This window comes from Achromobacter aegrifaciens, assembly GCF_902859735.1.
In the GTDB taxonomy this organism is placed as follows: Bacteria; Pseudomonadota; Gammaproteobacteria; order Burkholderiales; family Burkholderiaceae_B; genus Achromobacter; species Achromobacter aegrifaciens.
The window spans coordinates 66732-79078 of sequence record NZ_CADIJY010000009.1; the positions used below are offsets into that span (position 1 = coordinate 66732).

A 12347-nucleotide genomic window follows, 5' to 3' on the forward strand; every position below is an offset into this window, starting at 1 on the left:
CGTATGAACAAACGTCATGCCGGTTTGTCGGCATTGATGTCTCTGGTGTTGTTGGCCGGCTGCAGCGAGGTCAATCAATTCCTGGGCAATGAAGAGTCCGTCAATTACAAGAGCGCAGTCACCCAGCGTGGAGAGCCCCTCAGCATCCCGCCCGACCTGACCCAGGCCAACAGCGATCCGCGCTATCGCGCGCCGGCTTCGGGCTCGACCACCTATTCGCAGTTCCAGCAGCAGGGCCAGGCGCAAGCCACCCAGCCCAAGACGAGCAACGTGTTGCCCGGCCGCCAGGACATGCGCGTCGAGCGCGACGGCGACCTGCGTTGGCTGGTGGTGGACCGTCCGCCGGAAGACGTGTTCCCGCGACTGGTGGACTTCTGGACCGAAAACGGCTTTACCGTCGCCAGCAACAATCCTGGCGCTGGCTTGATCGAAACCGACTGGGCTGAAAACCGGGCCAAGATTCCGGAAAGCTGGCTGCGTCAGGCGCTGGGCATGATTCTCGAATCGGCCTGGGACAGCGGCGAACGCGAGAAATTCCGTACCCGTGTCGAACGCGTCAATGGCCATACCGAGGTCTATGTCAGCCACCGCCAGATGCTTGAAAAGCGCGTGGGCAGCGACGGCATGCAGGTGCAGTGGCAGAACGGCAAGGAAGATCCGGGCCTGAACGCCGCCATGCTGGCCCGCATGATGGTCTACCTGGGTTCCGACGTCGACAACGCCCGCAAGCTGGTGCAGCAGGCCGAGGCCGCGCCGCAGAAGCCTGCCGTGCAGCAGGACGTCCGCGCACAGGGCGCCTCGCTGCTCGTCAGCGAATCGTTCGACCGCGCATGGCGCCGTGTTGGCGTGGCGCTGGACGGCGGCGGCTTCGCCGTGGACGACCGCGATCGCTCCGCTGGCGACTACTTCGTCCGCTATGTCGATACCGACACGGGCGAGAAGATCGACCAGCCGGGCTTCTTCAGCCGCATGTTCTCGGGCGACAAGAAGGCCGAGGCGCCGCAGTACCGTATCCACCTGGCTGCCAACGGCGACCAGACCGTGGTGACCGTGCTGGATGCCAATGGCGCGCGCGACAACAGCGCCACCGCCCAGCGTCTGCTGAGCGTGCTGAAGGACAAGATGTAAGACCAGACGGTTCTGCGCTCACGCGCAGCACCGCGCAAGAGAGGCCCCTGCGGGGGCCTCTTTTTTTGTTGGGCGCTTTGAAGATCTTGCGAGCCGGCAGGAAGGGCGAGCTTCCCGCCGCGAAGGCTTGTGGTTGCTGCGCCTTGCGCATATGCCCTCTGGACGCAAAAAAGCCCCGGCTGCAGCAGCCAGGGCTTTTTCTTGCGTCCTCAGAGCGGGGGTTCGTCGCTGAGTTTTTATTAGGACGCGGGGGTGGTCGAGCCGCCCGGGGTGGTCGAACCGCCACCCGGCGTGGTGTTGGGCGTGGGCGCCGGAGCCGGCGAAGTGGCCGGGGGCGTCGTGGTGGGGGCAGGCGTGCTTGCGCCCGGAGCGGGGTTGGTCGCGGGCGCCGGGGCATCTTCCTTCTTGTTGCAGGCGCTCAGCGCGACGGCCAGCACCGAGGCAATAATCAAGGTTTTGCTCATCATTTTTAGACTCCTGTAGATGACGACTCTTGAAACCCCATTAGGGGAAACCAGAGGTCAGGCTACAGGAACACGCGGGCGCAACGCGTATGAAAGTTAAAAAGGTCGCATCCTAACGGCAACAAACCTTTCAGCTTCGTGTTATCTCTTTCTTGATGTGTCCCGCGTATCAGACCTGATTTCCTTCTGTACAGGACTGATACGGGGCCGTGTCGGGATGCTACGCCGCGACGTAGCGGATCCAGCCGGAATCCAGCCAATCCGCCAGGCAGGAGCGGGCTTCGTCGCTCAACCGAGCGCAGGATGGGTCTGAGCAATCCAGGCTGCGCGCATCCGCCAGCGTGCGCAGGGCGGCGTCGGCGGGCACCATGGCGGTTTCGCCATTGATGAAGAGCTGCTTGCCGCGATAGAGCATGCGGCTGCGGCGGTCCAGCACCAGCCGGCCTGCGGTGGGCCAGTCTTCTTCCAGATCCACGTCCATGCCTTCGGGCGCGTCGAACACGCTGAGATTGCTGGGCTCGGTCAGCCAGCAGCCCAGGAAGCGCGAGGCCAGCGCATCGTCGAAGCGCAGCTTTTCCACGGTTTCCAGCGTGGCGGCCACCAGCGCGTCCGGCAGCGCGGCGGGGGTGTCGACCGCGGGCTGGCCGGGATCGCGATAGACGGCCGAAAGCTTCGGGCCGGGCAGGGCGGGCTCGCCATAGGGGCCGCCCAAGAGGCCGACGCGCGCCATGACCTGATCCGCGGCCGCTTCGAGCAGCCCGCGCGCCAGCGTCGCCTGCGTGGGTGCGCGAAAACCGATGGAAATCGTCATGCAGCCGTCGCCCACGGCGACGCCGTCGTGGGCCGCCTGCGGCGGCAGGTAGAGCATGTCGCCAGGCGTCAGCACGGCCGTCTCTTCGGGCTCGAAACGGCTCAGGATCTTCAGCGGCAGGCCCGGTTCCAGCGACAGGTCCTTCTGGCGGCCATAGCGCCATTCACGCTCGCCCGCCGCTTGCAGCAGGAACACGTCGTAGCTGTCGAAATGCGGACCCACGCCGCCGCCATGGCTGGCGATGCTGATCATCACGTCGTCCAGGCGCGCATCGGGGATGAAGCGGAACAGCTGCATCAGTTCGGACGCGGCATCGCTGTGCAGGTCCACGCTTTGCACCAGCAAGGTCCAGTCGCCTTCATTGTCCTTGGGCAGGCGCGCGAAGGGGCCGTTCTCCATCTGCCATTCGCCGTTCTCGCGCCAGATCAGGCGCGATTCCACATCGTCGCGGCGCGCCAGCTTCTTGATGGCGGCGATCGTGACCGGCGGCTTGAAGCCGGGGATGGCCTGGCGGATCAAGAGAGGCTTGCGCTGCCAGTAGCGGCGCATGAAGTCATTGGGGCTCTGGTTGCCCAGCAGGGCCAAGGGATGGTCGAGGTTCATTGCAGGTGCTTCTTCAGGCGGTAGAGGGCGTCCAGCGCTTCGCGCGGGGTCAGGCTGTCGGGGTCGATGGCGGCGAGTTCCTCGCGCAGGGCGTCCAGGGCCTCGAGGTCGTCGGAACGGTCGGCTTCCGCATAGGCCTGGGCGTCGGCGTCAGCGGCGGCCGCGAACAGGCCGAGCTGCGGCGTGGGGGCGCCTTGCGCCTCCAGGCGTTCCAGTTCGCGCGAGGCCTGGCGGATCACGGCGGCGGGCACGCCCGCGCGCTGCGCCACCTGGATCCCGTAGCTGCGGCTGGCGGGACCTTCGCGCACTTCGTGCAGGAACACGATGCCGCCGGCCGATTCCGCCGCGGCCAGGTGCACGTTGGCCGAGGCCGGCTGTTCCGCGGGGAGGCGGGTCAGCTCGAAATAGTGGGTGGCGAACAGCGTCAGCGCGCGATTGTGGGCAAGCAGGCGGCAGGCGATGGCCCAGGCCAGCGCCAGGCCGTCATAGGTGGACGTACCGCGGCCGATTTCGTCCATCAGCACCAGGCTGTTGGGCGTGCTGGCCGACAGGATGGCGGCCGCCTCGGTCATTTCCATCATGAAGGTCGAGCGGCCGCCCGCCAGATCGTCGGCCGCTCCGATACGGGTGAAGATGCGGTCGATTTTGCCGATGCGGGCGCGCGAAGCGGGCACGAAACTGCCGATGCGCGCCAGCAGCACGATCAGCGCCACCTGCCGCATATAGGTCGATTTACCGCCCATGTTCGGACCGGTGATCAGCAGCATCCGACGCGCTGGCTCCAACCGGCAGCCGTTGGGCGTGAAGCGCTCGATGGCGTGTTCCACCACCGGGTGGCGGCCGGCATCGATGTCGATGTCGGCCTGCTCAGACAGTTCGGGCGCGATCCAGTCGTGGCGGCGCGCGTGATCGGCCAGCGCGGCCAGCGCGTCCAGTTCGGCCAACGCGGCGGCGCAGTCCGACAGCGGCCGCACGTGTTCGGCCAGCACATCGAGCAATTGCTCGAACAACCATTTTTCCCGAGCCAGCGAACGGTCCTGGGCGGACAGCACCTTGTCTTCCCAGGTCTTGAGCTCAGGCGTGATGTAGCGTTCGGCGTTCTTCAGCGTCTGGCGGCGGCGGTAATCCTCCGGCACCTTGGCGGTCTGGCCCTTGGTGACTTCGATGTAGAAGCCATGCACGCGGTTGAACTCCACGCGCAGGTTGCTGATGCCGGTGCGTTCGCGTTCGCGGGCTTCCAGCTGCACCAGGAAGTCGCCGCCGTCGGCCGCGAGGCCGCGCAGTTCGTCCAGTTCAGCGTCGAAGCCCGCCGCCAGCACGCCGCCGTCGCGGATGGCGACAGCCGGTTCGGCGGCAATGGCGCGCACCAGCAGGGCGGCCAGGGCCGGGTCCACCGACAGGTGCGAGACCAGTTCGCCCAGCCGCGGCGAATCCGCCATCGGCTCGACCTGGTCGCGCAGCGCCGGCAGGGCCTGCAGCGCGTCCCGCAGGCTGGCCAGTTCGCGCGGGCGCACCGAACGCAATGCCAGGCGGGCGGCGATGCGTTCGATGTCCGGGAAGGCGTTCAATGCGCTGCGCAAGGACTCCAGCAGCCCGGCCGAACCGAAGCCGGCCGCGCCGAAGGTCTGTTCCATGTCCATGCGGCCCGCCAGCAGCGCCGAGATGGCTTGCTGGCGCGCCAGCGCCTGTTCGTTCTCGCGTAGCGGATGGTGCAGCCAGCGGCGCAGCAGCCGGCTGCCCATGGGCGTGCGGCAGCCGTCCAGCAGCGAGAACAGCGTCGGCGAATCTTCGCCGGACAGCGTCTGCGTCAGCTCCAGGTTGCGGCGCGTGACCGGATCGAGCAGCACGTACTGCCCGGGGCGTTCCGCCGACAGGCTCTGCACGTGGGCCAGGGCCTGCGACTGGGTGCGTGCCGCGTAGCGCAGCAGCGCGCCCGCGGCGCAAATGCCGGCCGGCATGTCTTCGATGTCGAAGCCCGCCAGCGTATCGGTCTTGAAGTGCGCCAGCAGGTGGGCGCGGGCGCTGTCGGCTTCGAAGTGCCAGTCGGGCACGCGGGCCCGCGCGCCTTCGAAGGGGAAGTCGAACTCTGCGCTGTCGGCGCAGACGATCTCGGCCGGCGCAATGCGGTGCAGCTCGGATTCCAGCTGCGCCGGCGCACATTCGGTCACGCGGAATTCGCCGCTGGCCAGGTTCAGCCAGGCCAGCCCGGCGCGCGGCGCGCGCGCGGTGCCGCCCACGAACACGGCGGCCAGCGCGCGGTCCGCCTTGGCCGGCAGCAGCGCGTCGTCGGTCAGCGTGCCGGGCGTGACGATGCGCACGATGCGGCGCTCGACCGGACCCTTGGAGGTCGCCGGATCGCCGATCTGCTCGCAGATGGCGATGGACTCGCCCATGGCGACCAGCCGCGCCAGGTACTGCTCCATGGCATGCACCGGCAGCCCGGCCATCGGGATCGGCGTGCCGTTGGACGAACCGCGCTTGGTCAGCGTCAGGTTCAGCAGACGCGCGCCGCGCTCCGCGTCTTCGTAGAACATTTCATAGAAGTCCCCCATGCGGTAGAAGAGCAGCAAGGGACCGGCCTCCGCTTTCAGGCGGAGGTACTGCTGCATCATGGGGGTATGGCCCGGGTGGGCGTCGGCGGCGGTGTTTTGCGTTGCGGAATTCATGCCCGTGATTGTATCGGGCGGGCACAGGGTGGGGGATGGGTGCGATCAAATTGTCCATACTGCTGCGTTCGGCTGGTCTGTTTCCGCTACGATCGCGCGACACATGCTGCGGCATGTTCGCCCAGCTATTCCGCCAGGTCGGAAAAATCTGGGGCCAGGCCGCATCACCATGTGTATTTGACCCCGATCCTGGCCGCATATTGGCGGTAGTCCTGAGCGCCCCAGGAGGCCGCAACGTTTGTCCACCCGGTCCACCCCTTGGTGAAATCCGCGTGCACACCGAGCTTCAACTCATACCGGTCACGGGGATACAGGCTGCCGACGGGCAATTGATTGAATGACACCGAGCTGTCCGTGTCCGTATGCCACCAGTTCAGCGTGACGAAAGGCTGGACCTTCCGGCCATTCTTCATTTCGTAGGTGCGGTGGGCGCGCACACCCAGACGGCCGATCGTACCGTTGGAGTCGGCCCTGCCCACGCTGGTGCCGTTGGATTCGGCAACGCTGTCCTGGTCGTAGCGTACGTAGATCAACTGCGCTTGCGGTTCCAGAACCCAATCGTTGCGCAGTTTGAAGGCGTAGCCGACCTCTCCCGACACCGCCCATCCTCGGGCGTCGTACTTTACGTCCGGCAAACTATCCCCTTCGACCTTGTTCTTGAACCAGCCGTACTGGAACCAGGTGTCGACGTAGGTTCCCAATTTGGTCTCGTTGTTTTCAAACCAGGTTCCATAAAGCCCGACGCTGTAGCCTTCGACGCTGCCTCGGGCCTTGTAGGGGTTGCCGTCAGCCCGCGCGGTGCTGCGGCTGTTGCCGAAGCCGGCCATCGCGCCCAGGTGAAGGCGGTCCGTTTCCGAACCGAGCTTCCATTGGGCGAGATCGCCGCCGCCTTGCAGGAGAAACATGTCGCTGCTGACATCGAATTCTCCGTTCTTGCTATGCGTCCGGTCCCACTTTCCGGTCATGCGGAGCCACAGTGCTCGCCGCTTGTCGTCGTCGGCGGCGAACTGCTGGGTTTCGATGTACTGCGGTTCGCCCAGCCGATCGTGCATGCTGTGCACGAACATCTGCGCGGCCAGCCGTTGGTTGGCGAGATATGCCGCCACTTCCGGACGATACAAAGGCTTTGGAGGGGCTGGCGGTTCGGGGGGAGGCCCCGGGGGTACAGGACCCGGAGGACCTGGATCCGGAGGAACCGGGTCGGGAGGAACCGGGGGTGGAGGCTCGGGATCTTTTTCAGAGCGCAGATACCAGTTATTGGCCTCTCCCGCCGTCGCGCCGCCGCGGAAGAGCCGGTACTCGTAAGGACCTGCAACGGCCCGGCCGGCAAGCGTGAATGCGGAAGGCGCCGTAGTCCCGCCACCCACCGCGTCGACCACCTTGATGCCGCTGGCCTGGGTAAGAGCCCCCGGGCCTCCCGTATTGCTGATGCGCAGGGCGCTCTGTCCGGTTGCCGCGCCTGAAATGACGATCAGGTCGGATGGCGCGCCGTCGCCTGCAAGAAAGGTATTCAGCGCGACGACGCTGCCCGCGCCGCCAACGTAGTTCGAGACTGTCAGAGTCTTGTAGACGTTGGCGGTGGGAGGCGAGTAGACGATCTGGCTTGCTGTGTTGGTCAAGTTGGTAATGTTGGAGTTGCCAGTCATCGTCCATAGCGTGTTCGACTGAAGCGCGACGTTCGATACGCTGCCCGGCGCGGTGGTTGCGGCTCCGGTCAGGGTTGAACCGACGACAGTGATGTTTGCTTGACCCGGGATTGAGGCGGCCGGAATTGGCGGTGGCGCAGCAACCGGATTGTTTAGCAGCGTGTCTGGATCGGGTATTCCGCCCAATGGCGCGTCGGGGCCCGCCAGCAAGGGAAAGTCGTCGATGGTGGCGACGCGCAGCCAGTTGCCGTTGCCGGAGACAACCGTATCGGTAAGCGTGACGTTGGCCAGACCGGCAACGCCTATTGCCGGTCCAGCTGCGCTGGTGACACTGGATCGCGCCAGTTCGATTTCCGCTGCCGGTCCAGGATCTCCCAACGCGAACAAGCCCATGCCAGCGGCGCCGCTCACGCGAATCACGGCGCCGTCGCCGACGATCCGGCCGCCATTCTGCGCAACGGCACCATGAGCCTCCGGCCCCGTCACCGTCACGGGGGTTTGCCCAATCGTGATAAGACTGCCGGCGTCACGGGCAAGGGCGCCGTGCGCCGAGGCTCCCGATGTGGCGACGCTGCTGGCGCTGGATGTGATGACACCGCCGCTGATCGCGCGCAGGCCCACGGCGCCCGCGCCCTCGGTGGCGACTGTGGTGTTGAGCAGGCTGATTGTTGCCGGCGCTTCCAGGAAGCTGCGCTGAGCCATCGCGCCGTAGGCGCGCGAGCCCAAGGTCCTGATAGCGGAGCCTTGCGCCGAAATGGCGGCGGGAAATTGGGGCCCGGCCTGCTCAACGACAGCGTAGGCGCCGAGCGCCAGTGTACCGGCGGTGGTGACTGACGCATTTTCCAGGTTGACCGAACCGCCGTCGTCGGCGACAACCCCCATGGCTTCGTCGCCCACGGTCTGAGCCGAACTGCCTCGCACTGTGAGCTGTGCGCCCGGATTGCGCGCTGCTAGCGCGTGCGGACGCCGGTCGCCGGCAGAAACGGTTCCTTGAGTAGCGACGGATGAGTCCGTTACGGTTATGGCGCTGCCCAGGTCGGCCAGGACGCCCATTGCATTGCCGTCGCCTGTAGTAAGCACCCCGACGTTATCTACGGCTACCGTCGAGTTTGCGCCGAAGATTCCGTTGGCATTTATCCCGCGGCTGGTGACCGTCCCTTGCGACAAATTGACCGTGGCGCCAGCGCTGGCTCGTAGGGCGTGCGCCGTTGCGTTCGATGCGGATATCGTTGTGTTCGTCGCATTCAACGTGGAGCCGGTCCCGTCGATCTGCGCGCCAATCGAAGCGCCGCTACCCGCCGCGATGCTGGCTGTATCCACCGTAACCGCGCCGCCAGCCGAGACATCCAGCGCAATGGAGCGTGTGCCATTCACCTGGAACGAGCCGCCGTTGACGATCGCAGTGGAGCCCGCTCCTTGTACCGACAGGCCATGCCCGAATTGTCCCGCCGCGGTGATGACGTTGTTTCCCTGCATGCGCACGCTGCTGCCAGACATGACAAGAACACCGGCAGCCGGATTGATCGTGGTGCCGGAGCCGCGTGTGCTGATCGATACGTCGGTCAATGACACGGCCGCTCCATTTTCGATGCGGACCCCCGCGGCGCTGGTGCCGCTGGCCGTGCTGACGGCGGGATCTCCGGTGACGATGGAGACGCCGGTCGCGTCTATGCGGCTCGGCACGACCGTAGCGCCGGCTACGGCCGTGCCGCTTGCCCACAGTCCATGGCTGCCGATGGCTGAACCGCCGGAGGTGATGGTGCCGGTGGTTGTGATCGATGTGCCCGGTCCGATGGTTGCGGTGGCGCCCGCGTCGACGCGGACTCCGAATGAGCCTCGGCCGGCTGTGCTGACGGTTCCGCCCGTAAATGCAATCGAGCTTCCCGGGCCGGAGGCATAGAGCGCATGATTACCCGCGCCGCCCGCACCTTGTGTCGCGACGCTGGACGCGATCATTTGCACGGTGCCTCCAGCAGTCGCAAGGACGGCAATGTTGTCATTGACCGTGGTGGTCAGACCCAGCGTGATGCTGGAACCCGTGGCCGTGGCGATGCTGCCGCCACCCGATGCGACCAGACCTTGCTGTCCTGTCGCCGCTTGCACCGTGACGATGGTGCCGCTGTTGAAAGTGATGCGACCGCCATTGCCTGCGATGGCGCCGACATAGTTGCGTGGCGTGGTCGACCCTGGGCCTCCCAGGTTCAGGCGCACTCCGCTGGCCGTAATCGCGCCGCCGGTGTTCTCGGCGTCCAGCCCGGGCTGGGTCGCGCTAAGCACATTGATGGTGCTGCCTGGCGTGACCGTGCATGCGCTTCCCGAGCGGGTGACGGGTCCCGCCGGACATGTCGTTTGCGCCACGGCATCCGCCGCGCCCAATGACAGCGACCCCAGCAGCAGCCAGCGAGCCGTCATCCATGTCTCAGCAGGGAGTGGCGCCGCGCCGCTATTGCATCCTTCCATCTGCCTGTTACGCATTCACGCCTCCATCGGGGCACTCGCGAAACAACCTGGGTAGGAACTAGGCAACCGACAATCGGAGATTCAAATACGAATCACCCGTGTAATGGCTTGCGACTCAACGTAGCACGGGGGCTCTCATGGGATGTGCAACTATTTGAAATAGTGTTGCTTATCGTGGACACCCGTTGCAGGCTGGCGCGGCGTGAACCTCACTTGTTCATGATGTTCCCCAACTTCTTGATTACCTCGCGCTCCGTCTCCGCGCTGGCGTGGGCGGCCTTGGTGTAGGCAGCCGTATCCATGTACTGCGGCGACACACCAGACTGGCGCAACAGGGCCAGGAAGGCTTCATCCTTGAGCGTGTCGCGGAAGGCGCCGTCGAGCTTGGCGATCACGGCCGGGTCCATGTCCTTGGGGCCGGCGATGCCGAAGGGCGAGGTGTGCACCACGGGATAGCCGGCTTCCTTCAGGGTGGGGACGTCCGGCAGGTCGGGGGAGCGCTTGTCGCCCAGCGACGCGAGGATGCGGACCTTGCCCGAGGCTACGTAGGGCAGGATGGTGCTGGCGCCGACCAGCACCTGGATGTGGCCGCCCAGCATGGCGGTCAGCGCGTCGGCGTCGCCCTTGTACGGCACGTGGGTCCATTTGGCCTGGGCGGCTTCGCCCAGTTGCACCATGGCGATGTGCTGGCTGCTGTAGGCGCCCGGCGTGCCGTAGGAGATCGTGTCGGGCTTGGACTTGGCGTAGGCGACCAGGTCGTCCAGCGTCTTCCAGGGCGAGTCCGCGGCGACCGCTACGTAGTAGTTGTAGCCGGCGATCATCGAGATGTAGGTCAGGTCCTTGACCGGGTCGTAGCGCGTGCCGGTGATGTGCGGCATGCGGAAGATGCCGATGGGCACCATGGTGACGGTATAGCCGTCGGGTGCGGTGTTGAGCATCTGGGTCGCGCCCAGCGTGCCGTTGGCGCCGGTCTTGTTCTCGACCACCACGGTCTGGCCCAGGCGCTTGCCGGACTGCTCGGCCAGGGCGCGGCCGACCACGTCGGTGACGCCGCCGGCGGAGTACGGGATGATCAGGCGGATCGGATGGTTGGGAAAGTCCTGCGCCAGCGCGGGGGCGCTGCCTGCGCTTGCCAGGACCATCATGCCTGCTGCCAGGATCTTCTTCATGTCATTCCTCCTTTGTGTGCCGCCGGCTTGCCGGCCGTCTCCAGGTCTAGCGGGATGCCTGGTATTGAACGTCAATCGGTGATGCGCGCGCGGCTTGCGCCGAAGCCGATGCGCTGGAAACCCTCGCGGCTGCAATGGGCCGTCAGGGTGATTTCGTCTCCGGCCTCCAGGAACAGCCGGGTTTCGCCCGAGGGCAGGGTAATGGGTTGCGTGCCGCCGTGCGTCAGTTCGAGCAGGCTGCCGTGGCCGCTCTCGTCGGGCGTGGAGATGGTGCCCGAGCCCAGCAGGTCGCCCGGGCGCAGGTTGCAGCCGCCCAGCGTGTGCTGCGCGACCATCTGCGCAGGCGTCCAGTACAGGTGGCGCGCGTTGGATGCGGACAACTGCCGCGGCGCCTGCGCGCGTTCGCGCATGAGCGGCGTGGACAGCCATGCTTGCAGTGCGATCTCCAGCCCGCCCGTGGCAGCGTCCTCGGCGTTGCGCAGGTAGGGCAGCAGTTCGGGATCGGCGTCGCCGCGCGCCATTGCGGCGCGGCGGAACGGGGCCAGCGCCTCGCTGGTCACGATCCAGGGCGAAACCGTCGACGCGAAATTCTTGCCCTGGAAGGGGCCCAGCGGCTGGTATTCCCAGGCCTGGATATCGCGCGCGGACCAGTCATTCAGCAAGCCGTAGCCGGCCACGTGGCCAGCGGCGAGTTCCAGCGGCACCGGTTCTCCGAGCGCGTTGCCGGGACCGATCCAGATCGCCAGCTCCAGTTCGAAGTCCAGTTGCGCCGAGGGCCGGAAGGCCGGGGTATCGATGCCGGCGGCGGTCCTGACCTGGCCGCGCGGCCGCCGCACGGGCGTGTCGGACGGGCAGATGGAGGATGCGCGGCCATGATAGGCGATGGGCACATGCCTGTAGTTCGGCATCAGCGGGTTGTTGGGGCGGAACAGTTTGCCCACATGGCTCGCGTGATGGATGCCGGCATAGAAATCGGTGTAGTCGCCCACGTCCGCGGGCAGCAGCAGTTCGCACTGCGCCTGGGGATGCAGCAGGCGCGCGCCCTGGGCCTCGTGCCGCGCGCGGCCGGGGTTTGCGGCGTCCAGCAGGGCGAACAGCGCGTGCCGCACGGCCTTGCGGGTGGCGGCGGGCAAAGCCATCCAATCGTTGAGCCTGCGCGCCGACAGCGCCTGGCGCGTGGCCGGGTCCAGCCTTTCCAGCAGGCCCAGCTCCACGGCGGCCCGGACATCCAGCACCTGCTCGCCGATGGCGACGCCGATTCGTGGCGCGCCGCCATCGCGGCGGAACACGCCCATCGGCAGGTTCTGCACCGGAAAATCCGGATGGCCGTCTGCGCTGTCGACCCAGCTCTGGGCGGTGGGCGCGTGGGTGTGGTCCAGCATCTTGTACTCCTCGCGGGC

The 12347-nt window shown here is 66.5% G+C and carries 7 protein-coding genes; 1 reads left to right on the plus strand and 6 read right to left on the minus strand.

What is annotated here, in order from left to right; translation table 11 throughout:
• The first annotated feature begins 3 nt into the window (after positions 1–3).
• The gene (bamC, locus tag HV766_RS22195) at positions 4–1128 is read left to right on the plus strand and encodes an NlpB/DapX family lipoprotein (RefSeq protein WP_054453258.1); all 1125 of its coding nucleotides are present in this window, start codon (positions 4–6) and stop codon (positions 1126–1128) included.
• A 239-nt stretch (positions 1129–1367) separates the two neighbouring features.
• On the opposite strand, the gene HV766_RS22200 is transcribed toward bamC, so the two are convergent.
• From HV766_RS22200 to fahA, 6 genes are all read right to left on the minus strand, one after another.
• Entirely contained in the window at positions 1368–1595 is a 228-nt protein-coding gene (locus HV766_RS22200) for a hypothetical protein (protein ID WP_013395215.1), read from the minus strand.
• Positions 1596–1812: 217 nt separating this feature from the next.
• Positions 1813–3006: a ribosomal protein uL16 3-hydroxylase gene (locus HV766_RS22205; RefSeq protein WP_175161734.1), complete on the minus strand. Its 1194-nt coding sequence runs from the start codon at positions 3004–3006 to the stop codon at positions 1813–1815.
• Positions 3003–5672 carry a DNA mismatch repair protein MutS gene (gene mutS, locus HV766_RS22210; protein WP_225590524.1) on the minus strand — a complete coding sequence of 890 codons (2670 nt, stop codon included), beginning with the start codon at positions 5670–5672 and terminating at the stop codon, positions 3003–3005. Before mutS ends, HV766_RS22205 begins: the two co-directional genes overlap by 4 nt.
• Before the next feature lie 164 nt (positions 5673–5836).
• Positions 5837–9730, minus strand: a complete 3894-nt coding sequence (locus tag HV766_RS22215; protein ID WP_175181861.1) for an autotransporter outer membrane beta-barrel domain-containing protein — start codon at positions 9728–9730, stop codon at positions 5837–5839.
• Positions 9731–9987: 257 nt separating this feature from the next.
• Positions 9988–10947, minus strand: a complete 960-nt coding sequence (locus tag HV766_RS22220) for a Bug family tripartite tricarboxylate transporter substrate binding protein (protein WP_125471996.1) — start codon at positions 10945–10947, stop codon at positions 9988–9990.
• Positions 10948–11018: 71 nt separating this feature from the next.
• Positions 11019–12329, minus strand: a complete 1311-nt coding sequence (gene fahA / locus HV766_RS22225; protein ID WP_175181862.1) for a fumarylacetoacetase — start codon at positions 12327–12329, stop codon at positions 11019–11021.
• Positions 12330–12347 lie beyond the last annotated feature (18 nt).